The sequence below is a fragment of the Sphingobacterium thalpophilum genome (genome assembly GCF_901482695.1).
Lineage (GTDB): Bacteria > Bacteroidota > Bacteroidia > Sphingobacteriales > Sphingobacteriaceae > Sphingobacterium > Sphingobacterium thalpophilum.
The window spans coordinates 320,549-347,374 of sequence record NZ_LR590484.1; the positions used below are offsets into that span (position 1 = coordinate 320,549).

Genomic DNA, 26,826 nt, shown 5'->3' on the forward strand with positions numbered 1-26,826 from the left:
AATTATATGAATCAAAAGAAAATATTCATCTGCGATGATGATAAAGGTATTACGGATATGCTCGAATTAGTGTTAGAATATTATGGTTTTGCCCCAATTGTGGAAACCGATAGCGTCAATGCCTTTGAGAAAATACGTGAATCGAAACCCGACCTGATCATAGTCGACCTATGGATGCCCATTATTTCGGGAGATCAGTTGATCAGAAAAATCCGAAACAGTGACGAATTAAAAAATATTTTTATACTCTGTATATCGGCTAGCCGTGATGGTGAGGAAGTTGCTTCCGGAGCAGGAGCTGACCTATTCCTTCCCAAACCTTTTGATATGGATGAACTAATCACTATCATTAAACAGGCTATACCAGAACAATAAGGTTTATCTGTGATGTGCTACCAACAGAATAGAAAAGTATTATTAATCAAAAATCACATCTCCTCACTTTTATTATACAGGGTGCTTCTATACGTAATGCCCCACTTTGCGATCTCTTCAATAATCGGCCCCAGTGTTTTTCCACATTCAGTCAGCTCATACTCGACAGTGAGCGGCTTTGTATGTAATACAGTCCTTCTAATCAGATGATTCATTTCCAAGTCCTGCAGCTCCTTTGACAACATCTTGGCGCCGATCCCCTCCACTTCGCGCAACAATTCCATAAACCGCAGCTTGTCGACCAACATCAGTGTGCCGATAATATGGAACTTCCATTTGCCTGCTAAGATTTCCATCGCATCCTTTATCGCCAGCACCCTTGTTTTACACACATCAGAGGTACTTAGGCTCGCCTCTTTTTTCATACGCTTTGATCTATTTTCTACAAAAATACTGAATTGAAGAGTTTTAAACTACTTTCCAAAAGGAAAGTAGTTTCCTTAAGGAAACTAATACCTAAAATAAACTATCTATAAGTTACCTTTGTGTCGACACATTACAAAGAGATGAAATTGGCATGATTGATGCCCGTCGATACGCAGACAACAAAACGATAAAAACACATAAAAATAAAACGACAAAGATGAAAAAACAATTAATCTCAGGTTTAGCTGTTATCCTTCTTTTGGCCTCCTGCCAGAACACAAACGGCGATAAAGCAACTACAACAACGGCGCAGGAAGTAACCGAGCAAAAAGGACAGACCTATACCGTAGAAGCGGACAAAAGTAGTTTGAAATGGACAGGTTATCATAAAGGGGGCTTAAATCCTCGCTATGGAATCTTAAAAAGCGAAGGAACCCTTTCTGCAGAAAACAATCAGATTACTGGCGGTACCTTCACAATCGACGTCAACTCCATCCTTACCGATACGGCTTCAGTAGATCCTACAACAGCCGGCGGTAAAAAATCGACCGATCTGGATGCTCACTTAAAGAGCGCAGACTTCTTCGATACCGCTAAATACCCTACAGCAAAATTTGAAATTACCAAAGTCGCCCCATTTGACGCTACAAAAGAAAAAAGCGTTGTGGCTGATGCAACAAATACGGTTAGTGGTAATCTAACGATCAAAGACAAAACAGTAAACGTTACCTTCCCTGCCAAAATCACTTTCAATGGTGACGAAGTAAATTTCTATTCGAAATTTACTATTCAGAGACAAGACTGGGGACTTACTTATGGTACCGAAGGTAATCCGCAAGACTGGATGATCGCCCAGAATGTGGATATCGAACTTAATGTTGTTGCAAAATCAAGCAAATAAAGCACCCGTAACCAGGTAATAATTATTCGATTAATACGAATAAGTAGGCTTCAAGGAGCCTACTTATTTTTTTATCCCTTCTTCGCCTCGACTTCCATTTTTTTCTTTAGCCGCTGTTTCGCTTTTTTAATAGCCTCGGCTGAAACACACAAGAGCTCACTCATACTTGAGTTGTTCAAACCCAGCTTTTGAAGCGCAAGTATGCGTAAGTCATTATCTGTTATTCGTGGATAGGTCTCCTTCATTTGTGTTAAATATCTCGGGTAGACCTTATCAAATACATGTTTAAATTTAAGCCACCGTTCGTCAGTCATAATATGCGACTGAAGCATATTGCTCAAGGTATCTGATATTTGAGCAATATATTCCGGATCACGTTGTGACGCGATTTCAATTTCCTGTCTTAGCTGCTGGATGAGGGTATCATTCTTTTTGATAGTTTCGGTAAACTCTTCCAAGGAATTTCTCAAAATGCTAAGCTCCTGATCGACCAACTGTTTTTCGTAAGTTAGAGTTAGCCTATCCTTCTCCACAATAGCATGCTGCATCTTTATTTTCGTCTTTGATCTGTTAATAAGTAGCAGAACAATTACGAACATCAGTAACAGAAAAACGGCAAGAAATTGATAAATACGTTTTGTCTGTAACCTTTTTTCTTCCGTATCCCGAATCGCCCGGTCATAACGTTCTGTCTCCCGCTGCCAAATAGCTTTCTGGATCGCCTTATCATTTATTCGTGTTTCCAAGGAGTCTTTCAATAAGAGATATAAACGCAGTTGCTTAAGTTCTTCAGTCTGCTGCCCCAGTCCACGGGCAATATCTGAGCGTAATTTGGCCACGTCCATTCTGTACTGCAGGTAGTAGGGTTTTTCTTCCAACAACTGTGCCCCGGCAGCAACATACTTCTGGGCCAATTGCCACTCGCTGAGTACAACATACCACCTTGCCAAATTTAAATTTGCGCGCATGGCATCCTTACTTTCATTATAACGGGTGGAAAGATCGATATTCTGTTCCATTAATGCAATGGCCTTTAGCCTGTCACCGGCTTTCCAAGCCTGCTCACCCAGATTTCCTGAAATTATTCCAATCCATACTGAATCTTTGGCCAGTCTTGCTTCCTGCATCGCTTTCTTAAAGTAGCTTCGCGCCTGATCGTTGATTGAGTCCTTCGCAAGATAAACAGCTATAGCGTTAATCAAATCGATACGCGGCCTTGATGCAGCTTTCGAAAAAGGGAGCGCGTCCTTTAAATACTGCACTGCACTCCGCTGATCCCCGATATAGCTATAAAAATTTGCTATAAACTGATAATGTTTTACCACCAAAGGTAGGTTATGGATATTGATCTTAGCTTTTAAATCATTAGCCCGCAAAAAAAAAGGGAACGCTTCCTTTACTTTTCTATAGACATAATTATAATAACCCTGCCGAACATACCCCAGCATTTGCAACTCTGTCTGCTCAGACCCATGCAGCAATTGTTCCGCCAAACGATAACAAGCATCCGAAGCAGGATTAACATCGTCAAACGCAATTGAATATCCGTCAGCCATACGCATATAATAGGCCCATTTCAACCGCACATCAGCTTCGCTGATTGCCAGTGCTAAAATGGGCTCCCATGCCTTTCTTAATCGCGCGGTATCTGTTCCAAAATTTACGGGTAACTGCAGCACAGCTTCTAATCGCCGAACGGGCGCTTCGATCTGTTTAATCTGAGAAACAGACTGCCCTACGGCAATACAGCTGCTGACCACAGAAAGAATCAGGAACACGAGGCTATGTATTACATAAATTTTCATCGTTAAGGTTGCTTCAAATATAAAGGACAAAAACAAACACGAAACAAATCCCTACACGAGCAGAGTACTATAATCGTAAATATTTTTGTAAAGGCTAATATGACTCACTGAGCATGTATCCATACCCAGTCCTCGCCCATAAATATAAGCATTATCCTTTTAAGAAAAACAGATATATCATTAAAATTGTATTGTATCCTTTACATCCTTGACATTATGCAGTCTATTCCCCCTCCCTTGGAAAACGCAGTTAAACCGTACTTGTGGTCGGCGCGAGAAGCAAGTTTCTCATCGATTAGGAGGAAAATAAGCGATTTGTTACCTTAGTAAATACAACAGCCTTAAAGATGTATTTGACAATTAGACCAGCAGAACAAAATGATGCGGCATCCGTGCCCAGCATCATGTTACAAGCAATGGAAGATATCGTCTTCCGGTATATACGACAGCACAACAAAGAAGAAGCGATTCGATTTCTGACACAACTTTTTGTCGAGTCAAAGAACTTATATAGTTACGAAAATACGTTCGTAGCCGTGGATGATGCAGGGACAGTCTTGGGGACATTGACAGGATACAACGGCGACCATTTTACCCAATTGCGTCAGCCTGTTCTGGACTTAATACAACGCCTATATGAAAACGATCTTGTTCCTGAAGCTGAAACCACAGGACATGAATATTATATTGATTCAATTGCCGTTTCACCATTGGCCAGAGGCAAAGGAATAGGGACTGAATTATTGACGCATGCCGTCAACTATGCTCAGCGTTCCGGATATCAACAAGTGGGCCTATTAGTGGATCTGAAAAACCCCAGTGCACAGAAGCTTTATGAACGGCTGGGCTTTAAACCAGGCCATAAGACCTACCTTATGGGTGCTGCATATTACCATATGCACATTTCACTCCTTTAGATATTGTCCTACGATAACATAGGCCATACGCTCCAAATTCCGATGGGGACAAAAGTTACAATTAAATTAAAAGTGTTGTTATATACAGCTATGCTTTTTGTATTTTTGCTCCGGAAAATTTTCGATCTAAACCAGAGCAAAAATACAATAAGGGAACTTTAGCTTATCCAAATAATGGAGTTAGATCGCAATACCCGAAAGATTGCAAAAAAAGGGAAATACAATAAAGGCATCTTTTAATTTATAAATAGTACAAGAATCCGAATAGATTGCTCACACAAGCAATTTATTCTGCTTGTAAATTTGCAAAATAAAATGAAAAATCAATTTCATAGACAGCTAAGGATTTATAGATATGTGATTTACCGCGAAACATTAGTTGATCCGTGGGAACATTTTTGGTCATTCGTTGGTGCTTTTGTTGGCATATTTATCATTGCTTTGATTCAGTCGCTCCACCTGCCCGCTCTGGAGAATATCTTTTTGATTGGATCCTTTGGAGCCTCTTCTGTTCTGGTATATGGAGCTATACAAAGCCCGCTTGCTCAGCCCCGAAACTTGATCGGCGGGCATGTGGTTTCGGCACTTGCCGGTGTAACCGTAGCCCAAATTCTTCCAGATATTATATGGCTCACCGCCCCTTTTGCGGTGGCTCTGTCGATTGTCTGCATGCAGCATACCCGGACATTACACCCTCCCGGTGGCGCTACAGCTTTAATCGCCGTAAGTAGCGGAACCAAGATCTCATCCATGGGCTACTGGTACGTACTGAGCCCCGTACTTTCAGGTTGCCTCATTTTATTTGTCGTGGCACTTTTGTTTAATAATATTACCAAAAACCGCCACTATCCTGTTAAAATGTCGCGTTTACGCAGATCAAGAAGAGAACATCTGAAAAAGAGATTTGAACGCATCAAGCAAACGGCGAGTCCATCCTCCTAACCTTTTAAAAACTGATATACCATCAAATGACAATAACGGCCAATGAGAAAGCGAAACTATTTTTCCCATCGGTAATATTACGAAGCAGGCAACTTGCTCATATCCATATAAAATATTTCCCAGGTATGGCCGTCATAATCTTCTATTTTTCTTACCTGCATAAACCCATGGTCAAGCATCGGCATAGGTTCGATACCACCGGCTTTCAGTCCCTTTTCGACAATCTCATTTACGCGGGATACACTCTCTACCGATAGCGCGAATAATCCGGAAATATGATCTCTTGTGTCCGCCAGAGGTTTGTTTGTAAAGGTCCTGAATTTGTCATGCGAAAGCAGCATCACAAAGATATGCTCGCTCCAAACCATACATTTCCCATCGTTATCCGAAAATTGTGGATTATTTTCAAATCCCAACTGCGTATAAAAGTCCATTGATCTGTTGACATCGGCTACAGCGAGATTAATAAATACCTGTTTCATCTTTTAAAAATTTTAATTGTTACTGATACATCAAATTTGCGAATTACAGGCAAGAAAAAGCTTAGCATATGCCAAGAAGTGAAGAAAATAACTCGAATACGCATCACTTGGAAAGTTCCGCCAGTTCTTCCGGGGAAAAGATATGCTCTCCCTTAAGATAGCTATTGGCATCCTTCAAATACGTATAAATAATTTTTCGAGCTTCTGGGTCGGGCAATTTCCGTAAATTTTTCACCAAAAATTGCTTATCGCGAAGCCTGTCTTTGTGATAATTGAGGAATGAAGGTGCGTGCGTCTGAACACTCCAACGAATGAAGCGCAGATCGACATTGTCTGGGTATTTTATAATAACGGACTCCAATAACTTTTTCCCTTTTTTAAATTGCCCCAACTTTGAAAAAGGGTTTCCCATGTGTTTCGCCCAAAGAATTTCATAAGCAGCTAGATAACCTTTTTCCGTCGCCGTACTTGCGGACGATTCCAGCGTTTTCAGGTTGGCTTCACATAGTTTTTTATTCTTTACGGCTTTTGCATAATCAGCTCGCATTTTATCTATATTAACTTGACCTATAACGCAAAGCGTACTGAATATAAAGTATGTACAAACAAGAAATCGTATAACCATGCTAAATATTTTTAAAGTCATCTATCATCCGACACCAATGCCAAAAATCGAAAGCTAAACAGCGTGGGACTTTTTGTCCAAGTTATGTAAGCTTCTTAATACGCCGATCTTTACTTTTGTTGATATAACAATGCGCACTGCTCTACAGTTTCTTATTTTTCATCTTTATTTCTATACCTCCCTTTCCACCGGGTCAATGAGATCAACAGCAGGCCGACAGCTAAAAAAACAAAAGTAATCACGAGGCTGTTGAGCAAAACATGTTGGATACCCAACTCTGTCACGTCTACGAAAGGATAAGGATAAAAGTCGGACAACACACCATGACTCAATGTATATAATAAATAAACCAGTGGAAATAACAGCCAATAGCAAACCAATTTCCAATTCAAGCTACGTTTTTCAGCAAAACTCCACCAATAGAAAAAGAACAAACAGGGAATCACAACATGCAGCAACTCATCCACCAATTTCAGCAGTCCTTGTGGCTGCACCAAAAAACGCAGCACAGCATTATAAATAAGACCTACAATCACTATGTATAACGTGATGGCAGTTACCACCGCAGGGCTATCAAGAAAACGCTCCTGACGATGCTTTGGTGAGAAAACAACATAGCTACAATGTAAAGCAACCAATGCATTGCTAAGTACAGTAAAGTAACTAAAAAACCGCACGACATATGCCGCGCCGCTTACGTTCGCCCCCCGCAAGCCCATTACAAACTGCATGATTAGTGCGAACCACGCCAACGCTCCGATAGTCGCAGCAAAAATTAACTTTGATCGATTTCGATACAGCATAATTAATCAGCTACGCACATTCTAATATAAATATTTTCCACATACAATCCATTGGTCAGAGGACAGTTTTTGGTTTTTCCACGACTGTAAACCACGATTCTGCCTAGGTCATCGACTTTATTTTTACGGCTTAAAGCCGTCTATAGTTATGCGAATGGTGAATTTAACAATCATCCCGCAATCGAAATAATGCAAATTGCAAATCAATAGCATTTCTTTACTCACAATTATTATTTTTACCGAACAGAAAAATTAAAGATGATAACAGTAGCCATCATAGAAGACGAACCTGCGATTCGCAAAGAAATAGCTTATCTTTTAGAACAGGAAAAAGATATTGAGGTCGTTGGCTGGGCTGACAGCGTGACAACAGCGATAAAGCTAATGGAAGAAAAGCAACCAAATATAGCCTTAATGGATATACAGCTTCGCGATGGCACTGCTTTCGATCTGTTAAGGAAGCTGACCTCCATCCCGCAGAATGTCATATTTATCACGGCGTACAATCATTACGCAATCAAAGCGATTAAATATGGGGCATTAGACTATCTGTTGAAGCCCATTGACCAGGATGAACTTAAAGAAGCATTACAACGTTATCGCCGCCGAAGTGAGAATAATCCGCAATGGATGCGCCAACTTTCGATGGCAAACAGCGCAATGCACGGCGTCGAATTACCAGATAATATTGCGCTAACATCGATTCATCAAGTGCGGATTGTGGCCGTGCATGATATTCTTTATTGTAAGGGAGATGGCCCGTATACCTTCTTTTTCCTCAATGATGGAACAAAAGAGCTGATATCAAGGCCGCTCAAATATTATGAGGAACTATTGCCTTCTCCTTATTTTTTACGTACGCATCAGTCCTATCTCGTAAACCGGAAATACATCACCGGTGTAAACCGTTCGGAGTATATCGTCCTGAAAAATAAAGAAGAGATACCTATCTCTTCGCGTAGGAAAAACGTCATTTTAAACCAGCTTTTCCCCGAAAAATGAAATATTTTCTACAGTCTGCAATCGTCCTGCTGACGGGATTTTATATAATTGCATGCAGCAATAGATCTGCCTTCTTAACCTCCGCCCCGGATAGCATTTCAACAGCGGTTGAACAGCTGGAGGAGATAAAATTGACTGCTCACAATGGCGATTCACTCAAAAAAGCCTGGTTGCTCCTTAATCATAGTCCCCTTGTAAAAAAGGACACTGTGCTGTCGGCTACAGTGAAATATAACCTCGCTCGACTATATGCAATGCTTCAGCAGGACTCTGCCAATATATTTATCGAACAGGCGCTGGAAATTATTGAACCAACCTCGGGCAACCTCAAATATAAAGCACTTATTTATAATGGTGTAGGCAATATCCGCAGTATGGAAGCAAAGGAAAGAGAAGCGGGCTTTTATTACAACAAAGCAGCCGCAATAGTGTTGTCGGACACAACAACTGGTCTGTCATCCGAAGCAAAATCTGCCATGCTGCTGTCTGCTGCACAAAATAACCTCAGCACCTTCCAATACAATCTTGCTGAAAAGATGAATCTGGCTGCAATCCCCCTATCGGAGTCACTTCCTGCAGGACATATTATTCATCAGCGGGTATATGTGCAGATGATACAGACATTAAATGCGTTGCACCGACCTGCGCAAGATATGGCCCCCTACTTACATAAGCTCGAACAACTCCATCAGAAATATCCTGACAAATATAATATCAGCTTTCTGTATGATTCAAAAATCCAGTATTTTGAAACTACAGAACAACAAGATTCACTACTGCATTATCAACTACTGAAAATAGCAATAGACGAACAACAGAGCAAGATAGTGCAATCAACTGTCCTGCTTAACAACCTTTTTGTAAACTACTGCAACGTTTCGGCTATATACGTGCTTTTCAAAAAGCCCGCAGCCGCAGCGCAATTCCTGATGAAAGCAAAAAAGCTAAGGTCCCATTTTCCGAAACTTATCTTTCCCAATAACGAGATTCTATTTCAAAAAAGTTCTGCCGAACTATTTCGTCTGCAAGGTAAAAAAGATGAAGCTCTGAGCGTACTTAACACCGTCGTTCAGCTACAGAAAGACATTTATCAATCGGAAAACACGCAGGCTATCGCTGAAATGAACGCGCTCTACCAGCTTCAGGCCAAAGATCAGTCCATTCGTCTGCTGAACGAAAATATTAAGATCAATAAACTCCAGCTTCAACAAAACCAGCTATGGTTGGCTGTTTCCTCACTGACTCTTATTTTATTGGCCGTCACATTGTCGTTCCTATACTATAGATCCCGCCAGCGGCGCATAAGACAGGCGAAAGAAAAAGTACTGTTACAGCAACAATTATTACGTACACAGATGGAGCCGCATTTCATTTTCAATACCCTGGCAGCGGTACAGAGCTTTGTCCGACTAGACAAAAAGGAAAGTGCGATTAAGTATCTAAATCGCTTCAGCCGCCTCCTTCGGAGCAATCTTGAATTAAGCCGCGAAAATCTGGTTCCGTTAAATGAGGAAATCGATGCACTTGAAAATTATCTGTCATTACAACGGATGCGGTTTGAGGAGACCTTCACCTATACGATTGTACAGCCCGAAGATCAGGACCTCAGCGCCATTATGCTACCTCCGATGCTCATTCAGCCCTATGTGGAAAATGCTATTCTCCACGGTGTGGATTTAGATGCAGGTAACGGGCAGCTTGAGATCCTTTTCCAGGTACTGGATGATGTATTATATGTTGAAATCACAGATAGCGGCAAGTCCACATGTGAACCTTCAGATAGGACCCACCGCTCGCTTTCCGGAACAATCAGCCACGAACGCATACAGCTGTTAGGCCAGAAAGCGTCCATAAAAATCACCAAAAGAGATGAGGGTGGCACACTTGTCGCTCTGACAATTCCCATTACGTCCTAAGTACTCAGGAGCCGTGCAGCATTGATCTCATGGTAATTGACTATACGCCGTGAGATGACCGTAAACAGCTGTCTAACAATGAAATAAACGATTTTTATGGGATCAGAGCCAAATATACTGTACCGGCTTCTCTATGATTATTTCTTCGTTAATCTATCCAGGAGCATTTTCATATAGAATCCACCGACCACACTACGTGCTTTGAAATTCTCTCGTACACCTGTATTCGCATCATAAAAATCATTCAGCGGAACGCGTGATGTTGTTTGAAGCGCATGCTTATATACAGGCTGCACCAAAGCTTCAAATTCCGCCCGTGTAGGTGCAAATGTCGCCGTCCACAGAATCCAGTCATTTTTTGTATAGGCTTTCCGGCTATCTAAGGGAATACCAAATTTATTTTGCTTAGTGAGATAGTATTTGATCTCTTTATTATATACTTCTTGCGGGAACAGGTTAAGACCTAAAACTTTGTCCCATATCAAATTATATTTTTGGCTCCAAGTATTTTTGTCATCGAAAGTCAACGCATAATGATCGCCAGCGTCGGCCATCTCCATCCACTTTGGCACCATCTGCTCGGCAATAGCGCGGTATTTTTTTGCAGTTTCCAGTTCGCCGATAGCATCCGCCATTTGCGCGTAGCATGCAATGCCGACGATAGCCTTGACCGATAAATTCGCATTGCGCGCAAGGTGACCGGCAAAGTCATCGGTGCACAATTGTGTTTTGGGATCAAAGCCCTCTTTTACGAGGTAATCGACCCAGTCAGTAAGTGTTTTCCAGTGTTTTCGTGCATAACTGCCATCGCGTTGAACCTTTGTAATCGCCGCGGTCAAAATAATCATATTCCCAGATTCCTCAACAGGCATCGGCTCACCATAGGTCTGTCCATTGGCCTTTGGATACGTTCCCAGATCATGTGCCGCCCAAGGATGAGGGTATTTACCGCTTTCACTAAAGTAGAAAATACCATTCAACATCCCTTTTAGCAGTTCAGGGTTATAGATAAGATAAAGCGGTGCCGAAGGATAGGTCACGTCAACAGTATTGATAAAACCTCCACTATTATTCTCTTTAGAAAGCCAAAGCAATTCGTTTTCGGGGCTCTTTACCAAAGTATGCGCTGCTATACTCTGACGATAAGCCAATGTCGTCAGATGTGCATAGCCTTCACCTCCAGATTTTACCGCGCCAGCATATACGGCCCTGTCAAAAGCGATACATTTATCCATAACCCTTTGGTAATCTGTAGCCGCCGCCGCAAGCTGGTTTTCGAACGTCTCCGTCCCCGAATTATTCCACCAGGGCCTTAAATTGTTGTTGAAATATTGAATAGCAAAGACCTCATCGTACCCCAGCTCAACAAAGCGCTCTACCTCTTTTTTTCCCACTGTCCCGAAGGGTATTATCGTATTTAATGCCAATGATGTTCCTTTCAGCTTTGCTACAGCAGCTCCATCTTTCCTAAAAAGATCAATTGCCTCAGCGCCAGAACTTACAAACTGACGTACAGCATCCTTTTTAGGCGACGCCACGTAAAAATACCCCCAGTCTATTCGCATGTCATCGGCTCCCTTCTGCAATACAGGCTGTTCGGTTGTCCCAGCCTTTAGAATTGACATGTCTGCGGTTTCATATTTTTCGGCGAGCACCTCCTGCGACGGTTTATACACGGCAATATTGGTTGAGGCACTGAGAAAAACTTTGACAGCGTGTTGCTTTCCATCGTTTGATTTTACTTGATAACTGATATAGGATACTGGCCTCGACAGGAGCTTTAGATCATCCAGCAAGAGTGGGGAAGTAAAACTTAACTTCAGGTCGATCTTGCCCGCCTGAAAATTATAAATAGTCCGTGTTGCCGTAATCTCCACATCTTTCTGTACTGCCAGCTCTACTTTAGGACCGCTCTCCTTCAGCCTGTCCACCAGGCCGAAATCCAGATAACGCCCGCCTGCAGTATTGCGTAAATAGATCGCTAGCTGATTTTCTCCAGCGTTCAGATCGTTTTTATCAATAGGTAAATACTCAAAAGAGTTTGTCCAACCCGTCTTCTGATAGATTTTTTTCCCGTTCAGAAACACCTCGACGTTGTCATCGTGGTTTAGTTTCAGGAAAAGTTCGTTGATACGTTGTGGATCGTCTACCTGAAATGTGCGCCGCGCCCAAATGGCATCCGATTTCCAAAGCGTCTTTACCTGCTTTTCATCATCTCCGATTGGTGCAGTTCCAGATTTCCATCCATCTGCCTGATAGGAAGCCGAAAGCCAATTGCCGTCGGGCTTTACTTCAGTATATTGCACAGTATAGGGTTGTTCTTCTGCGGTCGGCAGGATACTCTTATAATTCGGTTCTTCCTGCCCCAAAAAGCGATAGAGATGCCCGTCAACACTGATCAGTCCTAATAAGGAATGATCGGCGTCGGTCCAATGCCTGGTAGTCGATGCATTGAGCTGGTCGGTCATTGACCAGATGCTAAAATTTGGATTGTGTGTAATTAATGGATAGGCAGGGGCTTTTCTCTCCTGCGCACGTACAGTAAAAAAACTTACTAAACAAGCTAGTATAAAGCACATGTTCAGTTTTCCGAGTTTGTTCATCTTATAAGGTTTGTAAAAGGGTTTTAATTCCATTTATGAGTATCTGACCACACTGTCATCTCCCATGCCTAGCCTATCGAAACATCTATGTAGGAGGAGAGCCGTAATGTAATCACAAATTACGTTGTAAATAACTATATCTGGATTGCCGCATTGTATCATTTTACAGCCAATTTATATCATATTATTTTTCCGCCTGGTCTACCCTCGCAGCTCAGTCCCATTAACTTACATGACCTCACCATTTTGTGAGACCATTTCTAGACAGATAAGCTTTTATTATGTGCATCCAACAATACCTTTGCTAGCACTCCAAGCTGTTCAAGCTGAAACCGCAGATGTTCTGTCCATGGAAGCCCCATACATAGCCGCATACAATTTTGATATTGATTTTGCAAGGTAAACATCCTCCCCGGAGCAATACTTATTTTCTTCCTCAGTGCGTAATAATACAGTTTTGCAGTATCTATACCTTTTGGAAATTCGATCCAGAGCGCAAGTCCGCCTTGAGGTCTGCTTATCCGGGTTCCCTCCGGAAAATATGTCGCAATCACATCCGCAAAACGTTGATAATTCTCCAAGAGCGTTCTGCGAAGACTATTCAGGTGATGATCGTATCTGCCAGTCATTAAAAAATTGCCCACAGCTTCATGGATTAACGACGTTGAGGCCAGAGCATGAACTAGCTTTAGCCGGAGAATCTGATCCTTATATTTTCCTGCTGATACCCAGCCGACACGATACCCGGGAGCCAATGTTTTGGATACCGAGCCACACCACAGCACATGACCATCCTTGTCAAATGTCTTACAGCATTTTGGACGCTCCCGGCCAAAATAAATGTCCCCATAAGTGTCGTCTTCGATAAGCGGTACAGCATACCTAGCAAGCAATTTAACTAATGCTTTCTTGTTTTCTTCGGGCATACAATACCCCAGCGGTGTATTGAAATTGGGGACAAGCAGACAGACATCAATATGCGGTAGCAGACCTTCAAGCGCAAGAAGGTCAATACCCAGGACGGGATCGGTAGTCAGCTCAATCACCCGAAGCCTCAAACTAACGACTAGTTGCAGGATACCCGGGTAACAGGGGCTCTCCAGGGCAATCGTATCGCCGGGTTTCGTCAAAGCCATCAGACACAGCGATAGTGCGTGCATACAGCCATTTGTTGTAATCACCTCGTCTGCAGTCAATGTGCCACCCCACGTACGTGAACGAGCAGCAATCATCCTCCGCAGTTTCAAGTTGCCTTGTAAAGGCTCATAAGCAGCCCCGCCGCCATCCAATATTCTCGTTGCTAAAGCAATCTCTTTTTTGAGTTTGGCTACAGGCAATAATTCCGCAGCCGGAACTCCAATAGAGAATAAAGTCAGGTCTTTATCCCCCATTGTAGCATACACATGATCAATCAGTTCATAGGGTTCAACGCCCTCTTCTGTGAGCAAGGCCTTGTTGACTTCAGGCAGCTCCAACTTTCGCACTTGCAATGCGCTTACAAAATAGCCGGACTGCGGTTTTACATAAATGAGGGATTGAGCCTCCAATGCCAAGAAAACTCGCTTGGCTGTATTCAGACTAATGCCATGTTGCCTGCTCAACATACGCACAGACGGTAAACGCTCGTGGGGTTTTAAAACACCATTTCTGATTTTATCCGCTATATTTTGAGCTAATGCACTGTATATAAAAACCTTCTCCATCTTATAAAGATAACTGTATCCATTCAATAAGCAAAAACTGTAACTGTATCCAACCATAAATATTACGAAGATTTGTACATAAAGATCAAGCAATGAGCAACAATAGCAACTTAAGACTATCCAATGGCTGGCTGAATGGATTAATCGGCGTCATGATATTTAGCGGTTCATTACCTGCCACACGAATAGCCGTTCTGCATCTAGATCCGCTTTTCGTTACTGTAGCCCGCGCCTCCATCGCTGGAGTGTTGGCGCTGATTGTGTTATTGATCACAAAGGAAAAATTTCCCGACAAAACACAGCTGCTGTCTCTCGGCATCGTTTCACTTGGAGTAGTCATCGGCTTTCCATTGTTGAGTGCATTGGCATTATTGTATGTGACCTCGGCACATTCCATTGTGTTTGTGGGTATCCTTCCGCTTTCCACAGCAATTTTTGGCATTTTTCGTGGAGGAGAGCGGCCTCGCCCTATATTCTGGGTCTTTTCGATACTGGGGAGCTCTTTGGTTGTGAGTTACGCACTGATGCAAGGTGTATCTTCTTCAATCGGAGATCTCCTGATGTTGCTGGCCACTATACTTTGCGGACTAGGCTATGCGGAAGGTGGTAAGCTTTCGAAAACGCTAGGTGGCTGGCAGGTTATTTCCTGGGCACTGATCTTATCTTTACCCATTGCTATTCCCCTGAGTTTTCTCTATTATCCTACCTCTGTAGCCCAAGTTAGCATTGGGGCCTGGACAGGCCTGGCTTATGTTTCGTTCTTCAGTATGTTTATTGGATTTGTCTTTTGGTATAAAGGCTTAGCACAGGGCGGAATCGCATCTGTTGGGCAGCTGCAGCTTCTGCAGCCATTTTTTGGCCTGTCCCTGGCAGCCGGCATATTGCATGAAGAAGTCGGTATAGGTATGCTATTTGTAACCCTCGGTGTGATCGGTTGTGTTGGCGGGGCAAAAAAATTTGCTTAACGCAATTGGACAGCATGCCCTAGCAACCAACTTGCCAAAGCTATACTTCAATATATGGCAGACAGAACTTAGCCAGCGCTTTTTGCAACAAATACACTGGACTGTTAACTTTATTAAAGCTGGACCAGCGATCACCTTTTTTTTAATCTTAGATTTGGATCTACGTGGTTGATAAGATGAAGTGGTATAAATAGACCATAAGAAAACAGTATACAGTCAATGAACAAGAATACACATAAAATAACGATCATAAAGGCATCGTTCAAGGATGTCGCCCGATTACAGGCTATAGGTAAAAAGACCTTTGTTGAAACCTTTTCGGAAGTTAATACCGTGGATAATATGGAAAGATACCTAAACGAAGGATTTTCCAAAGAAAAATTATTGTCGGAGATGAACACGGACGGTTCAGTATTCTATTTTGCGCAACATCAAAATCAGATTGTTGGGTATCTTAAAATCAATACTGGCCATGCGCAAACAGAATTGCAACATGAACATACACTCGAGATTGAACGAATCTATGTGCTGCAGAAATTCCAGGGCTTGAAGATAGGCCAGCTTTTACTTGAAAAAGCAATAGAAATTGCGCACCAAATGAAAGCCCAGTCAATATGGCTCGGCGTCTGGGAAGAAAATCACCGGGCCATTCGCTTCTATGAAAAGAACGGCTTTGTAGCCTTCGATAAGCATATTTTTAGACTAGGAGATGATGAACAAACAGATATTATGATGAAAAAAAATGTGGGTACCAACTAATTTTATTTTCGGGCGCCAGCGTACCTCCGGCCACGGTTATAAAATGAGGGCAGATTTTAATGGAGAATCACGGATACGGCCGTCGAATAGACAAAAAATCGTAAATTTAGTCCCAAAAGGCGCATTGATGAAAAATATACGACAGTGCTTACCAAAACTGGGAACTGCAGGCATAGCCATGCTGCTTCTTTTGTCCTGCTCCGTCAAAAGAAACGACAAGAATCTGATCTGGTACGAAAACCAAGTGATCGAACAGATTGTACCAGAGCAGGATTCAACTTACCGTATTCAGATCGGCATAATGGCCGCCTCCTTCTGGTTCGATCAAAAAGATAAACGGACCACAACCGGGCAAATGGACCTCTTGCAAAAAAGCTACCATCAAAAGACCAGACTCCATTTAGGGGTGGAAAAAGAAACACATAAAATTATTATGGTAACACGGGCTGAGTAGAATACAACCCAGTCTCCTACCGCTTGCCACAACCAATTGTTCCTATTGTTCAATACTAAAACCACCTTGTCCCCGTGTGCAGGCACCGGCGTTATAATGCTCATAATAGTTGATTTTCAAGTTCAATCGCTGCTTCCAGATACTGCTTATAATCCCTTTCGTAAAGCGTCACACGTTCTTGCGTCGCTCCTTTCTCCATGTCATGAAAATGAAAACTGCCTATATGCTCCAATCCAGCAAATTGATTCATTTTGTGAAAGCCAAATAAGATCCCTTCATCCACCGGACGTTGATCAAAAAACTCACCTTCTAGCGTAAAAGCTGTATCTGGAGCATTCCAACTTGTTGTCACAAAGTATTTTTTACCGTGCATTAGACCACCCCGACCGTAATTTATAGCTGGATTTCTACGCGAACGCCCGTCATTTTTATAGATGCCATTGTTATGTCCCGCCGTAAACACCTCGTCGATATAAAGCTTCAAACGATTAGGCACCTGAAACCACCAAACGGGAAAGTGATAAACAATGATGTCTGCCCATTTAAAATTTTCCACTTCAAGCATCGGATCAAATGTATCATTGACGTTAGTCACCCGTGTTTCAAAACCATAGTTCAACAAAGTTTGTACCGTCCAATTTGTGATGGTAGCATTGAAAGTACCACCTGAGTGGGCGAATTCCTGTCCGCCATTGATAATAAATATGTTCATTCTATTATTTTTATTATTTATACCACAAATTTCTATCATATTTTTAGATCATACAAATAATTTAAATTGTATATTTGTATAATTAAAATTATAGTCATGAAGTGGAATTTAGAATGGTTGCGGACGTTCAAATCAATTTATGAAACTGGCACACTGTCAGCTGCTGCACAGGAGCTGTTTATATCGCAGCCAGGCGTAAGCCTTCACCTGAATTCGTTGGAAGCCTTTACAGGACATAAACTCTTTGATCGCTCTGCGAGAAAAATGGTACCAACGGAGAAGGGTAAAATATTATATAATTATGTAATTGAGCCGCTGAAAAAGCTGGAAACGGGCGAGCAGCATTTCCACAAACGTGCTTTGGATGAGCGTATCACGGTCAGTGTTGGCATGTGTTTCGAAACTTTTCAATATACGCTTGAAGAGCATATCGCGCAGCTACCATTTAACCTAATTATCAAGTTTGGCGAATATCCCCAAATGCAGCAGGATTTGGATAATGGTTTGTTAGACCTGATCATAACACCGCAAAAAGGCAACCAGCAAAACTTACAGTACCGCCCATTTTCCAAGGAACGGATTGTGCTGATCGCGGGCAATGAAACCGATACCGCTGAATTAGAAGGTTTGCTAGGAAGTGGCGCTATCAAAAGCGCGGCGCAGCTTTTGAAAAAACAACTTTGGTATAGTACGGCAGCGGACATGGACCACTTAAAGAATTTTTGGTCAACTCATTTTGGTGAACATCCGGACTTCAGTCCCAATTACATTGTTCCGAATATCAGCTCCATTATACGCTGTTTGAGCAATAATAAGGGATTTTCCATTGTACCCGATTTTTTATGTGCTGAGGCCATCGCGACGGGGAAAATTAAACTGGTCTGGGAGGGCATCTCGCCTGTGGAAAACATTCTATATTTTGGTACGAGGAAGAAAACCATGTATCAAGAGGAAATTAAACAACTGGAAGTGCTCCTTCAGGAAAAATGGTAACCTTCAATTGCTGCGCGTAAAAGCGTTGCTCAAGCATCACGGTCAATGGTTATCACCAGACAATAACGAAACATCAGATAGTTACGCAAGTTATATGTTGATTCGTTGGACGTAAAATCGGCAAATTTATCTGTGACAGGCATACATGGGAATGAAGTATACCTTCAATATAAAACTATAAAAATATAGAGTGACAAAAGCTTAGTTTATATTTAAAAAGTTATATTTATAACAGACTAAATCAGTCCCATGAAAGAAAAATTTATTGATAGAAAAGATCAGCAGGCGAATAAAATATTTGAGAGACGGACACTGGTCCGTGATTATCGCACCATTCTGCCCCTGTTGAAGCCCGGGTTGACTGTATTGGATGTTGGCTGCGGCACAGGAACACTTTCCAATGAGGTTGCTTCTCGTATTGCCCCTGGTCCTGTGATCGGTTTGGATAACACGGAGGCTTTTATCGCTGATGGCAGTCGGCAATATGGTGGGACAAACAATCTTACGCTGATTTGCGATGATATATTCAACTACCAGCCACCCCATCAATTTGATCTGATAATGACCGCACGTACTATGCAGTGGTTAAGGGATATTCCAAAGGCGCTACGGCAGTTTAAATCATGGTTAAAGCCCCATGGCCAGCTTTCTATCCTTGACTACAATCATACGGAGATCGAATGGGATCCAGAACCGCCGGCAAGCATGCTCGAATTTTATCAGACTTTTCTTCGATGGCGTGAAGATGCCGGTATGAATAACCGTGTCGCCGATGAAATTGCACCGCTGTTGTACCAACAAGGTTTTACAGCAGTGGAAATAATCAACGCTGATCAGACTTACACCCGCGGGGAGGAGCATTTCGAAACCAATCTGGGTATCTGGATCAAAGTCGCACAATCGAAACAAATGGTAACAGAAGGATATATTTCAGATGAGCTCCGTTTAAAAGCAATCGATGAATATGCTGCCTGGATTCAAACCGATGCTATATCTATGACGCTAAAAATGAATGATGTACAATCAAAATTATAAATCAATTTCAAAATCCCACCCAGCTATGAAAATCGATATTCTAAAACTCAACGACGAACATATCGCTGAAGTAAGCGGTGACGGTATACTTTTAAAAGATCTTGAAGACGGTCTACAGATTATGGCGGATTGCGGTGGAGTTCAGGCTTACAAAGCAATACTCTATCAGGAAAATATCTCTCCAGATTTCTTTGAGCTCAAAACCCGGCTGGCAGGCGATATTCTTCAAAAATACACGCTATATGATTTTGATATTGCGATTGTCGGCGACTTTGAACGCTACAATAGCAAAAGCTTGAATGACTTTATTTTTGAAAGCAACAAACGTAAAAAGATCAACTTTGTTGCTACACGGGACGAAGCGATCAGGAAGCTGACACGTTCATAAGAACTGTAGCTTAAAACTTGGCGTTAGGAACATATTTTACTACTTATATGGAATTAGCATTTGAAAAATACACCCCCCCCAGACTTCCACATGTTTAGAGAGTTAGTGAAGGACGATGAAATCATGCGATATATTTCAGGTAAGGGCCTGACCTCGAAGCAGGCAGAAGATAAATTTAATGCCATTCTTGAAATCAATGCAACCCCACACTTAGGCTATTTTAAGGTCATCAGCCTAGATAGGCAACTTTTTTTGGGAGACTGCAAATTAGTGTCTTACAAAAAAGACCCTAGCGTCTTCGAAATTGGCTATCTGCTTAAGAAAAGATTCTGGGGACAAGGTATTGGCACCAAAATCTGCGAATCTATGCTTGCTATGGCTAGCCGCATTAATGCTCAAAAAGATATTGTAGGTATCATAGATCCGGATAACGCAGCCTCTAGAGCATTGTTGGTTAAATTTGGATTTGAATCATTTTTCCTCGGTGTAGAAGATGACGTTCCGACAGAAAAGCTGATCTTAAAACGAACATAGCCGCAAAATACTTAACTTTCCTCTCGAAAAGAAAAAGGTCAGTGTTCTCCTTCCTGGTTTGCGTACACAGCATTAAGCCATCCAAATAAGGTTTGATTGTTTCCCATTGCCTCAAATGGCTTTTCGATTTTGAGGACGCCCAGCAGCGAATCAAATGCATCTGCAATCAATAGATCATCGCGATTGCTAAATAAGGTGACAACAAGCCTCTTTTGTTGGTCTATATACACGATGTTATGAAAACCAGTAGATTCCCCCGAATGAAAGAAAATCTTATTAGTCCCCGCAGGAGCTACAAACCAGCCCATACCGTAGGCGATGCCATCCCTTACCACCATGCTTCCGTGACAGAGCAAATCTTTCCAATGAAGATCCTGAAAACGTTTTTGAAGCAAATAATTAGCCCACTGGTGATAGGCCGAACTGGAAAAATAAACTCCCCCATCTCCTTGGGTTGCACTCGTTACACTTTGGTCTGCAAAACCAAAGCTTTTCCCCGTTTGGTGATAGCCAAAGGCGCGCTCAGGAATGTCAACATCTTCGCTATACACTGTGCCGCCGTATATACCTATACGATCAAAGAGCTGATCTTTAACGAACTGAGCAAAAGACATTTTTGATACCTGCTCTACAATTAAAGCCAACAGACAATATCCCGTATTACTATACCGAAACTGGCTACCGGCGGGGAAATAACCATGATTTGCTTGCTTAACATATTCCAGCACATCCGCGTCCGACACCTGGACGGTACGCGCCTCTGGTATCAATTCTTCATAATCTATTATACCTGAACTATGCTGCAGCAGTTGTCCGACAGTGATATGTTGCAGAGCCACCGGAAGGTCCCTAAAAAAGAGGGGCAAAGGGTCTGTTGGCTTAAGTCTTCCTTGTTCGAATAGATTATATATAGCCTGTGCTGTTACCTGTTTACTGACAGATGCCATACGAAAATGGGTATTTTGCGTAATTTTTTGTTTAGTTTTCATATCCGCCACCCCTGTTTCGTAATGATACTTCATCAGACCAGCTTGACTAATTTGGACAGCAATCCCCGGAGCGCTGCTGTCAGAATAGAATTTCTGCAATGTTTTGTCCAGGGCAGACTGATCTATTTCCTGTCCCAGCACGGACTTTGTTACAATCATAAACAACAAACTCAGTTTTAAGTATATCCCGATACACCCTTTATTCATATCCATCTTTGTATTTATAAGATAATAGTAGAATGCTGGTAATTTAATTAATTTTCTTCCAATATTTCAAGACAACTTTGGACCATAGTTGCCAGCTTCGCCAAAGTTTTCATTAATTCTTTTTACTTTTGTCCTCCCCTGTATGGGGCTTCAGAAAAATCACAAAACTATGTTATTCATTTACAGTATTTACGACTTTGTACTAGCCGAAAAAAAGATTACAACAACCTTAAAACAGGAAAACGAGAGCCGAAACTTTACCTTGCAGATCATTACTCCGGCCCGAAAATTTATCGGAATGCCATTTGGCGGTGGGATGGTCAAAATCTCAAGATTGTACGATGAGCATGGCAAACTGATCCATGCCCGCAGGTATTCTGATGAACTAAAGGCCGAAATCAAATCCTTTAAAAAAGAGCATGCGATCCCTTACTTTCAGCTTTGGAAGGGCTTCCTTCTTGTATTTGCCGGCATTTTAATTTGGGCTGCCATTTACGGAGTAAAGAATAAAATGGCCAATCAGCAGCGTAAGCAGGAAACCGTAAGACTATTTGAACAGCTGCAGCATCTAAGCGCGGGCCAACTGTATGCGGCAACATTTTTCACAAACAGCAATGCTGAAGGTATCGATGGCGTTCCTGCTGGGTGGATAAAGATCAATAAAATAGCCGGGGACACATTATTTGTCCAACGATCCAAAAAATTAGATACAGAACATGCACTATTTGACATGGCACATATGGCATCCATCAAACCGCAAGCTGTCAGTGACTGGAACGAAAAAATAGAGAAAATAGATTTAAAGCTACTGCGGGATCAGTTGCAGGAAACCAATAAGAAAAGCGTAGATCTAATCTATATCGGCCCAGACCACGATAAATATAGCGGCGTCATCTGTACGGTTAAAGGCAGTGAATAAAATCTCATCTGTTGCCTGCAGTGCGATGCAGGCAACAGATTACACCATTAGTGCACTTTGTTTAACTCCCGATTTAAGCTTCGTACAGAAATACCCAAATATGCAGCCATATCCTCTTTGGAGATCGTGATTCGCAACTGGGATTGCATCTGCAATAAACGGCTTAAACTGTGTGCCAAGGTATATAACTGCTGGTAGGATGCGCGGCTAGAAGTTTGAACAATACGTTGTGCCATCACTTCGAGCAATTTATTGCTCAGCACAATGTCCTGATTCAGCAAGGATCGGAAATAGGGCAGGGAAAACGCATAAACAGTTACTTCGGTCATCGCTTGAACACTGCATAAACATGAAATGTTCCGTATACACTCAATCTCTCCTACAATCTCTCCTGTCGAAAGAAACTCCACGATATAGGCCTTGTCATTAGCCTCCGTAAAATAACATTTGGCAATCCCCCTACTGATGACCATAACTTTCGTGGACGGCTCATCTTGATGGAATAAATGCTGCCCTTTGCGGTAATGCCGAACGACGATAACGTCCTTCCGCTCCTGCTGGTCGTAAAGTTGCTTAGCGCGATCTAAAAATGACTGATTTGTTCTTAACATAGCCCGTGGGACAAATGTCCTTTTTCCGCGAACCTCCTTTTCTGAAATTCGCATGATAAAAATACAAAAGTAAAAATGAAAAATACGATTACAACTATCGCATTCGATGCAGACGATACCTTATGGGCTAACGAATCCTATTTTCAGGAAGCAGAAAGACAATTTTGCAGGCTTTTAGAAAACTACCTACCACAGCATACGGTCTCACAGGAACTTTTCGCTACCGAAATGAAAAACCTGTGCCTGTATGGTTATGGCATCAGGGTTTTATATTATGTATGATAGAGACTGCCAGTCGAATTTCAGAGCATACGATTTCCATTCCAATTGTTAATCAAATTATTGCCATCGGACATGACTTATTGCAGAAACCCATTGAGCTACTTCCGGGTGTCACTGAAACGCTTGAACAGTTAAAGGATCATTATAGACTGGTTGTTGCTACTAAAGGCGACCTACTGGATCAAGAACGGAAGTTAAAAAAATCGGGATTGGAAGATTATTTTCATCATATCGAAATCATGAGTGATAAAAACGAAAAAGACTATTATAAATTACTCAAACATCTGGACTGTCCGCCCGATCAGTTTATGATGCTCGGCAATTCCCTTCGATCAGACATCCTTCCAGTACTCCAAATCGGTGGTTTTGGCGTTCACATCCCTTACCACATTACCTGGGCTCATGAACAGCATGAACTGAATATAAAAAACGAACGCTTTATTGCCCTTCGACGTGTCGATGAAGTTTTGCCTTATCTGAAGTAAGGAGCTATTGGTAGCATAAGCTAGTGTCCTATACGCAAAACGCCGGCTTATGCTATCAGGATTCTAGTAGGTTATATTTTCGTTCATTTCGTATTTCATTCCCGGATAGTTGAGAATCCGCCGCATCAGCGCCATCTGGCCACAAAGATAGTCCTGCCGCCCTATGCACATGCCAATAAAGTTGAGCTTATTCTCTTCAACAAAAGGGATGTTCATATCGATTTTGAAAATTGCGGCCAGTTCCGCATCATCCACCTCGAGTAAGCGGCGATAAACTTTGGGTGAAATGGCATAAAAGCTATCCTTCAATTCTTTTAAACTGGGGTACTGAAACTGTTCGTCCAAGGTTTTACCCATAAAAAATAAGTCGTGATAGGGATCTTCTTCCTGAAGCCCCAGGACATATGCAATCCCATAACGTACATTGACAAAATTACCGGCCATCCACACGATGTGGTTGGTCTGTCCGTTAATACGTTGGCGTGCATGCTCTTCCGAAATACCGTCCAGCACATTGATAAAACTTTGACTGTGCATCCGGTATGCAGGAATAATGACTTCTAGCTTTGTTGATGTTGGTTTATCCATGGTTCATAGCATTAAAGACGCGATGCGTCTGATTCTTTTCAAAATTAGCTGATTTAACGCATGCTGTACTTGTCGTATGGCAAGAAAAGACGCACTTTATTATAAGTAAATAAAACAATACATGGGCTTTTCTCCTTATAAATATAAATAAGTGTTTCACATAATTTATTTTTAACGTATTGCCAATTTAGATAATTATGAAAAAAGCCATCTTATTCATTCTGCCGCTCCTGATACAAATAAGCCGGGCACAAGAATTTCCATCCGCTGCAGATTCCGACCCTGTTAAACTCGGCTGGATGCAGGGATTTCCACCGTCGCAGGATCGCATCATTTCGGCTTTGGACGGCACATTTTTTAAGTTTCCGGCGTTACGCTATAGTGTATGCCATATGCGCCAGTTCTTCCCCACCAAAGTCGTTGCTTCTGCCAGGGCTGACCGCTATACCTTTTCGAAGACGGAGGACCCGGCCATAGATAACATCATTTTCCAACCCCTTGGAGAAGCAGAAACAATCAATTGGGCAGCCTCACTGCAAAAAAATTATACGGATGGTATTATTATCTTACATCGGGGGCGTATTATTTATGAAAAATATTTCGGTGCATTGACCCAGCGTGGCGTACATGCCGCGATGTCCGTCAGTAAAACTTTGACAGGCACACTAGCAGCCCAGCTCGTTGCGGAGGGTCTTTTGGATGAAAACAAGTATTGTCGGGATTACCTGCCCGAACTCGAACATTCAGCTTTTGCTGATGCGACTATACGTCAGGTACTGGATATGACCACAGGCTTAGACTTCAGCGAGGACTATGCTGACCCCAAAGCTGAAATATGGGCCTTCTCTAAAGCAGGCGATCCATTCCAGCTCCAAAGATCTCCTCACGAGCCCGCAAACTATTTCGATTATTTGAAAACAGTTAGAAAAAAAGGCCAGCATGGTGAGGCATTTGGATATAAAACAGTCAATACTGATGTGATGGGCTGGATGATATCCCGCATATTAAATAAACCCCTGTCTGAAATCCTATCCGAAAAAGTTTGGCAACCTATGGGGGCCAATGTGGATGGATATTATCAAATCGATGCGGCAGGTATATGTTTCGCAGGTGGCGGTTTTAATGCGAATTTGCGTGATATGGCCATGTTTGGCGAGATGGTACGCAATGGAGGTTATTTTAACGGAAAACAGATTCTCGCAAAGAAAGTAGTCGAATCTATCCGTTCGGGCGGAAGTCAGGCCGCTTTTGAAAAGGCAGGCTATACCAATCTGAAGCATTGGAGTTATAAAAACATGTGGTGGGTGAGCCACAACAAGGATGGTGCGTTCTGCGCGCGCGGCGTCCATGGACAGACGATCTACATCGATCCGAAAGCGGAAATGGTCATCGTTCGATTCGCTTCCCATCCCATAGCGTCCAATTCGGCTAATGATAAGTATTCTCTGCCCGCTTATCAGGCCGTAGCCGATTATCTATTGAAAAAGTGAAATGTTCTCCTACGTTCGGAGGTAAATTTACAGCGGCTTTTTGCCCACTCATCACGTGGGTCTGTCGCGACAACGTCAGTATATTATAAACAGTTTCTTTACACAGGCGGTTAAATGATAGAAGATTCCCAATTATAAGGAATCTTCTATGGCGTTCCAGAGCTCAATCCGTTTTTGGAGCGCCGCTTTACTTACCAGTTTCATTTCGTGCCAGATCTGATCATTGTCTTTACCGAGGTCAGTGATCATCTGCATCGCCAGCGGGCCATGTTCATCTCCGTCCAGATCAATGTGGCGTTGAAAATAGTAGATAAAGTGATCCAGATCTGATTCAGGGAAGTTGCCTTTTAGTTTTTGCAAAATCGAGGTGAACATCCCCGGAATAAGATCTTCCCTGCCAAAAGTAAAGGCAGCGGCAATTTTGTGAACCTGTCCTTCTTCGATCACTTCAAAGGTAAAATTAAGAAAGTCTTTAATGCGCTTGTCCAAAGTTGTCTGCGCGATAGCCTCAAAAATATTTTTGGACTGCTTTGCATTGACGATGAACTTATTGATCAGGTGCAGATCAGCGCCCATTTTACTCATGGCATCCAGATACATCTCAAAATGACTTAAACGGCGGCCATCGATATATTCGTCAGATTCTTCAGTCAATACAATTTCATTAATCAAATAACGCGTCGACGGATGCTCGCTTGCAAACCAGGGTAACGTTGTACATGTCAATTTTATCTGCAAGGCTTTTAGCAAAGACATAAAATCCCATACCGCATAGACGTGCCCCTCTGTAAAAGCACAAAGCCTCTTGACCGTTGTGATCTTTGTATATAAAGGGTGCTGCAATAATACTTCGCGTTCAGCCGCGATGTATTGGTTAATTTCCGCAATTCTATTCATGCCGCAAAAGTATCGTCT

Annotated in this window: 29 protein-coding genes; 17 read left to right on the forward strand and 12 right to left on the reverse strand. The window is 42.2% G+C overall.

The window, feature by feature from the left end; all coding sequences use genetic code 11:
• Positions 1 to 6: 6 nt before the first annotated feature.
• Complete coding sequence (locus FGL37_RS01335) at positions 7 to 375, forward strand: response regulator (protein WP_028070100.1); 369 nt, start codon at positions 7 to 9, stop codon at positions 373 to 375.
• Between the two features lie 53 nt (positions 376 to 428).
• Here the strand turns inward: FGL37_RS01335 and FGL37_RS01340 are convergent, their stop codons facing one another.
• On the reverse strand, positions 429 to 800 hold the full coding sequence (locus tag FGL37_RS01340) for a winged helix-turn-helix transcriptional regulator (RefSeq protein WP_028070099.1): 372 nt from the start codon (positions 798 to 800) through the stop codon (positions 429 to 431).
• A gap of 218 nt (positions 801 to 1,018) precedes the next feature.
• Between FGL37_RS01340 and FGL37_RS01345 the strand changes: the two genes are divergently transcribed.
• Entirely contained in the window at positions 1,019 to 1,702 is a 684-nt protein-coding gene (locus FGL37_RS01345; RefSeq protein ID WP_028070098.1) for a YceI family protein, read from the forward strand.
• 71 nt (positions 1,703 to 1,773) lie between these two features.
• Here FGL37_RS01345 and FGL37_RS01350 read toward each other — a convergent pair whose 3' ends face one another.
• Positions 1,774 to 3,507, reverse strand: coding sequence for a hypothetical protein (locus FGL37_RS01350; RefSeq protein ID WP_028070097.1), 1,734 nt, complete (start codon positions 3,505 to 3,507; stop codon positions 1,774 to 1,776).
• 347 nt (positions 3,508 to 3,854) lie between these two features.
• On the opposite strand from FGL37_RS01350, the gene FGL37_RS01355 reads away from it, so the two are divergent.
• Positions 3,855 to 4,424: a GNAT family N-acetyltransferase gene (locus FGL37_RS01355; RefSeq protein WP_028070096.1), complete on the forward strand. Its 570-nt coding sequence runs from the start codon at positions 3,855 to 3,857 to the stop codon at positions 4,422 to 4,424.
• A gap of 315 nt (positions 4,425 to 4,739) precedes the next feature.
• On the forward strand, positions 4,740 to 5,366 hold the full coding sequence (locus FGL37_RS01360; RefSeq protein ID WP_028070095.1) for an HPP family protein: 627 nt from the start codon (positions 4,740 to 4,742) through the stop codon (positions 5,364 to 5,366).
• A 77-nt stretch (positions 5,367 to 5,443) separates the two neighbouring features.
• Here FGL37_RS01360 and FGL37_RS01365 read toward each other — a convergent pair whose 3' ends face one another.
• From FGL37_RS01365 to FGL37_RS01375, 3 genes are all read right to left on the reverse strand, one after another.
• Positions 5,444 to 5,848: a VOC family protein gene (locus tag FGL37_RS01365; protein WP_028070094.1), complete on the reverse strand. Its 405-nt coding sequence runs from the start codon at positions 5,846 to 5,848 to the stop codon at positions 5,444 to 5,446.
• A gap of 103 nt (positions 5,849 to 5,951) precedes the next feature.
• Positions 5,952 to 6,494, reverse strand: a complete 543-nt coding sequence (locus FGL37_RS01370; protein WP_138096645.1) for a hypothetical protein — start codon at positions 6,492 to 6,494, stop codon at positions 5,952 to 5,954.
• A 131-nt stretch (positions 6,495 to 6,625) separates the two neighbouring features.
• On the reverse strand, positions 6,626 to 7,276 hold the full coding sequence (locus tag FGL37_RS01375; RefSeq protein WP_051606900.1) for a Pr6Pr family membrane protein: 651 nt from the start codon (positions 7,274 to 7,276) through the stop codon (positions 6,626 to 6,628).
• 258 nt (positions 7,277 to 7,534) lie between these two features.
• On the opposite strand from FGL37_RS01375, the gene FGL37_RS01380 reads away from it, so the two are divergent.
• Positions 7,535 to 8,278: a LytR/AlgR family response regulator transcription factor gene (locus FGL37_RS01380; RefSeq protein WP_028070091.1), complete on the forward strand. Its 744-nt coding sequence runs from the start codon at positions 7,535 to 7,537 to the stop codon at positions 8,276 to 8,278.
• Positions 8,275 to 10,194, forward strand: a complete 1,920-nt coding sequence (locus FGL37_RS01385) for a sensor histidine kinase (RefSeq protein ID WP_051606898.1) — start codon at positions 8,275 to 8,277, stop codon at positions 10,192 to 10,194. Before FGL37_RS01380 ends, FGL37_RS01385 begins: the two co-directional genes overlap by 4 nt.
• 137 nt (positions 10,195 to 10,331) lie before the next feature.
• On the opposite strand, the gene FGL37_RS01390 is transcribed toward FGL37_RS01385, so the two are convergent.
• Together FGL37_RS01390 and FGL37_RS01395 are read right to left on the reverse strand one after the other, a co-directional pair.
• A complete protein-coding gene (locus FGL37_RS01390) occupies positions 10,332 to 12,797 on the reverse strand; it encodes a glutaminase family protein (RefSeq protein ID WP_028070089.1) in 2,466 nt (821 codons plus the stop codon).
• A 260-nt stretch (positions 12,798 to 13,057) separates the two neighbouring features.
• Entirely contained in the window at positions 13,058 to 14,500 is a 1,443-nt protein-coding gene (locus tag FGL37_RS01395) for an aminotransferase-like domain-containing protein (protein ID WP_028070088.1), read from the reverse strand.
• Positions 14,501 to 14,592: 92 nt separating this feature from the next.
• Here FGL37_RS01395 and FGL37_RS01400 point away from each other — a divergent pair, with 92 nt between their 5' ends.
• From FGL37_RS01400 to FGL37_RS01410, 3 genes are all read left to right on the forward strand, one after another.
• Positions 14,593 to 15,465, forward strand: a complete 873-nt coding sequence (locus tag FGL37_RS01400) for a DMT family transporter (protein WP_028070087.1) — start codon at positions 14,593 to 14,595, stop codon at positions 15,463 to 15,465.
• Between the two features lie 219 nt (positions 15,466 to 15,684).
• The gene (locus FGL37_RS01405; protein ID WP_037533341.1) at positions 15,685 to 16,224 is read left to right on the forward strand and encodes a GNAT family N-acetyltransferase; all 540 of its coding nucleotides are present in this window, start codon (positions 15,685 to 15,687) and stop codon (positions 16,222 to 16,224) included.
• A gap of 127 nt (positions 16,225 to 16,351) precedes the next feature.
• Positions 16,352 to 16,678 (forward strand): hypothetical protein, encoded by a 327-nt coding sequence (locus tag FGL37_RS01410; RefSeq protein WP_138096647.1) that lies wholly within the window; start codon positions 16,352 to 16,354, stop codon positions 16,676 to 16,678.
• A 100-nt stretch (positions 16,679 to 16,778) separates the two neighbouring features.
• Here the strand turns inward: FGL37_RS01410 and FGL37_RS01415 are convergent, their stop codons facing one another.
• A complete protein-coding gene (locus FGL37_RS01415; protein ID WP_028070083.1) occupies positions 16,779 to 17,390 on the reverse strand; it encodes an NAD(P)H-dependent oxidoreductase in 612 nt (203 codons plus the stop codon).
• Between the two features lie 96 nt (positions 17,391 to 17,486).
• On the opposite strand from FGL37_RS01415, the gene FGL37_RS01420 reads away from it, so the two are divergent.
• The 4 genes from FGL37_RS01420 to FGL37_RS01435 all read left to right on the forward strand — a co-directional run bounded on the left by FGL37_RS01420 (position 17,487) and on the right by FGL37_RS01435 (position 20,340).
• Positions 17,487 to 18,383: a LysR family transcriptional regulator gene (locus FGL37_RS01420; RefSeq protein WP_028070082.1), complete on the forward strand. Its 897-nt coding sequence runs from the start codon at positions 17,487 to 17,489 to the stop codon at positions 18,381 to 18,383.
• 249 nt (positions 18,384 to 18,632) lie between these two features.
• Positions 18,633 to 19,418 (forward strand): class I SAM-dependent methyltransferase, encoded by a 786-nt coding sequence (locus FGL37_RS01425; protein WP_051606896.1) that lies wholly within the window; start codon positions 18,633 to 18,635, stop codon positions 19,416 to 19,418.
• Positions 19,419 to 19,443: 25 nt separating this feature from the next.
• Entirely contained in the window at positions 19,444 to 19,806 is a 363-nt protein-coding gene (locus tag FGL37_RS01430) for a DUF4180 domain-containing protein (RefSeq protein WP_028070080.1), read from the forward strand.
• Between the two features lie 60 nt (positions 19,807 to 19,866).
• On the forward strand, positions 19,867 to 20,340 hold the full coding sequence (locus tag FGL37_RS01435; protein WP_028070079.1) for a GNAT family N-acetyltransferase: 474 nt from the start codon (positions 19,867 to 19,869) through the stop codon (positions 20,338 to 20,340).
• A 38-nt stretch (positions 20,341 to 20,378) separates the two neighbouring features.
• On the opposite strand, the gene FGL37_RS01440 is transcribed toward FGL37_RS01435, so the two are convergent.
• Positions 20,379 to 21,488 (reverse strand): serine hydrolase domain-containing protein, encoded by a 1,110-nt coding sequence (locus FGL37_RS01440; protein WP_160169491.1) that lies wholly within the window; start codon positions 21,486 to 21,488, stop codon positions 20,379 to 20,381.
• Positions 21,489 to 21,705: 217 nt separating this feature from the next.
• Between FGL37_RS01440 and FGL37_RS01445 the strand changes: the two genes are divergently transcribed.
• On the forward strand, positions 21,706 to 22,455 hold the full coding sequence (locus tag FGL37_RS01445) for a hypothetical protein (RefSeq protein ID WP_138096649.1): 750 nt from the start codon (positions 21,706 to 21,708) through the stop codon (positions 22,453 to 22,455).
• Between the two features lie 47 nt (positions 22,456 to 22,502).
• On the opposite strand, the gene FGL37_RS01450 is transcribed toward FGL37_RS01445, so the two are convergent.
• Positions 22,503 to 23,066 (reverse strand): Crp/Fnr family transcriptional regulator, encoded by a 564-nt coding sequence (locus tag FGL37_RS01450; protein ID WP_028070076.1) that lies wholly within the window; start codon positions 23,064 to 23,066, stop codon positions 22,503 to 22,505.
• A 75-nt stretch (positions 23,067 to 23,141) separates the two neighbouring features.
• On the opposite strand from FGL37_RS01450, the gene FGL37_RS25660 reads away from it, so the two are divergent.
• Both FGL37_RS25660 and FGL37_RS01455 read left to right on the forward strand, forming a co-directional pair.
• Positions 23,142 to 23,348: an HAD family hydrolase gene (locus FGL37_RS25660; RefSeq protein WP_232048610.1), complete on the forward strand. Its 207-nt coding sequence runs from the start codon at positions 23,142 to 23,144 to the stop codon at positions 23,346 to 23,348.
• The gene (locus FGL37_RS01455; RefSeq protein WP_232048611.1) at positions 23,345 to 23,833 is read left to right on the forward strand and encodes an HAD family hydrolase; all 489 of its coding nucleotides are present in this window, start codon (positions 23,345 to 23,347) and stop codon (positions 23,831 to 23,833) included. The genes FGL37_RS25660 and FGL37_RS01455 overlap by 4 nt, the downstream gene beginning before the upstream one ends.
• A gap of 63 nt (positions 23,834 to 23,896) precedes the next feature.
• Here the strand turns inward: FGL37_RS01455 and FGL37_RS01460 are convergent, their stop codons facing one another.
• Positions 23,897 to 24,421, reverse strand: coding sequence for a DinB family protein (locus tag FGL37_RS01460; protein ID WP_028070075.1), 525 nt, complete (start codon positions 24,419 to 24,421; stop codon positions 23,897 to 23,899).
• Between the two features lie 197 nt (positions 24,422 to 24,618).
• Here FGL37_RS01460 and FGL37_RS01465 point away from each other — a divergent pair, with 197 nt between their 5' ends.
• Positions 24,619 to 25,911, forward strand: a complete 1,293-nt coding sequence (locus FGL37_RS01465; RefSeq protein WP_028070074.1) for a serine hydrolase domain-containing protein — start codon at positions 24,619 to 24,621, stop codon at positions 25,909 to 25,911.
• Positions 25,912 to 26,043: 132 nt separating this feature from the next.
• Here FGL37_RS01465 and FGL37_RS01470 read toward each other — a convergent pair whose 3' ends face one another.
• On the reverse strand, positions 26,044 to 26,808 hold the full coding sequence (locus tag FGL37_RS01470) for a DUF3050 domain-containing protein (RefSeq protein ID WP_028070073.1): 765 nt from the start codon (positions 26,806 to 26,808) through the stop codon (positions 26,044 to 26,046).
• Positions 26,809 to 26,826: the final 18 nt, after the last annotated feature.

Bases quoted from the DNA above. Each gene is read 5' to 3' on its own strand.
- FGL37_RS01365 (WP_028070094.1), bottom strand. From the start codon at position 5,848: ATGAAACAGGTATTTATTAATCTCGCTGTAGCCGATGTCAACAGATCA.
- FGL37_RS01335 (WP_028070100.1), top strand. From the start codon at position 7: ATGAATCAAAAGAAAATATTCATCTGCGATGATGATAAAGGTATTACG.
- FGL37_RS01400 (WP_028070087.1), top strand. From the start codon at position 14,593: ATGAGCAACAATAGCAACTTAAGACTATCCAATGGCTGGCTGAATGGA.
- FGL37_RS01415 (WP_028070083.1), bottom strand. From the start codon at position 17,390: ATGAACATATTTATTATCAATGGCGGACAGGAATTCGCCCACTCAGGT.
- FGL37_RS01410 (WP_138096647.1), top strand. From the start codon at position 16,352: ATGAAAAATATACGACAGTGCTTACCAAAACTGGGAACTGCAGGCATA.
- FGL37_RS01345 (WP_028070098.1), top strand. From the start codon at position 1,019: ATGAAAAAACAATTAATCTCAGGTTTAGCTGTTATCCTTCTTTTGGCC.
- FGL37_RS01350 (WP_028070097.1), bottom strand. From the start codon at position 3,507: ATGAAAATTTATGTAATACATAGCCTCGTGTTCCTGATTCTTTCTGTG.
- FGL37_RS01380 (WP_028070091.1), top strand. From the start codon at position 7,535: ATGATAACAGTAGCCATCATAGAAGACGAACCTGCGATTCGCAAAGAA.
- FGL37_RS01425 (WP_051606896.1), top strand. From the start codon at position 18,633: ATGAAAGAAAAATTTATTGATAGAAAAGATCAGCAGGCGAATAAAATA.
- FGL37_RS01460 (WP_028070075.1), bottom strand. From the start codon at position 24,421: ATGGATAAACCAACATCAACAAAGCTAGAAGTCATTATTCCTGCATAC.
- FGL37_RS01440 (WP_160169491.1), bottom strand. From the start codon at position 21,488: ATGATTGTAACAAAGTCCGTGCTGGGACAGGAAATAGATCAGTCTGCC.
- FGL37_RS01395 (WP_028070088.1), bottom strand. From the start codon at position 14,500: ATGGAGAAGGTTTTTATATACAGTGCATTAGCTCAAAATATAGCGGAT.
- FGL37_RS01390 (WP_028070089.1), bottom strand. From the start codon at position 12,797: ATGAACAAACTCGGAAAACTGAACATGTGCTTTATACTAGCTTGTTTA.
- FGL37_RS01370 (WP_138096645.1), bottom strand. From the start codon at position 6,494: ATGACTTTAAAAATATTTAGCATGGTTATACGATTTCTTGTTTGTACA.
- FGL37_RS01340 (WP_028070099.1), bottom strand. From the start codon at position 800: ATGAAAAAAGAGGCGAGCCTAAGTACCTCTGATGTGTGTAAAACAAGG.
- FGL37_RS01405 (WP_037533341.1), top strand. From the start codon at position 15,685: ATGAACAAGAATACACATAAAATAACGATCATAAAGGCATCGTTCAAG.
- FGL37_RS01430 (WP_028070080.1), top strand. From the start codon at position 19,444: ATGAAAATCGATATTCTAAAACTCAACGACGAACATATCGCTGAAGTA.
- FGL37_RS01355 (WP_028070096.1), top strand. From the start codon at position 3,855: ATGTATTTGACAATTAGACCAGCAGAACAAAATGATGCGGCATCCGTG.
- FGL37_RS01465 (WP_028070074.1), top strand. From the start codon at position 24,619: ATGAAAAAAGCCATCTTATTCATTCTGCCGCTCCTGATACAAATAAGC.
- FGL37_RS01450 (WP_028070076.1), bottom strand. From the start codon at position 23,066: ATGTTAAGAACAAATCAGTCATTTTTAGATCGCGCTAAGCAACTTTAC.
- FGL37_RS01470 (WP_028070073.1), bottom strand. From the start codon at position 26,808: ATGAATAGAATTGCGGAAATTAACCAATACATCGCGGCTGAACGCGAA.
- FGL37_RS01360 (WP_028070095.1), top strand. From the start codon at position 4,740: ATGAAAAATCAATTTCATAGACAGCTAAGGATTTATAGATATGTGATT.
- FGL37_RS01445 (WP_138096649.1), top strand. From the start codon at position 21,706: ATGTTATTCATTTACAGTATTTACGACTTTGTACTAGCCGAAAAAAAG.
- FGL37_RS01420 (WP_028070082.1), top strand. From the start codon at position 17,487: ATGAAGTGGAATTTAGAATGGTTGCGGACGTTCAAATCAATTTATGAA.
- FGL37_RS01385 (WP_051606898.1), top strand. From the start codon at position 8,275: ATGAAATATTTTCTACAGTCTGCAATCGTCCTGCTGACGGGATTTTAT.
- FGL37_RS25660 (WP_232048610.1), top strand. From the start codon at position 23,142: ATGAAAAATACGATTACAACTATCGCATTCGATGCAGACGATACCTTA.
- FGL37_RS01455 (WP_232048611.1), top strand. From the start codon at position 23,345: ATGATAGAGACTGCCAGTCGAATTTCAGAGCATACGATTTCCATTCCA.
- FGL37_RS01375 (WP_051606900.1), bottom strand. From the start codon at position 7,276: ATGCTGTATCGAAATCGATCAAAGTTAATTTTTGCTGCGACTATCGGA.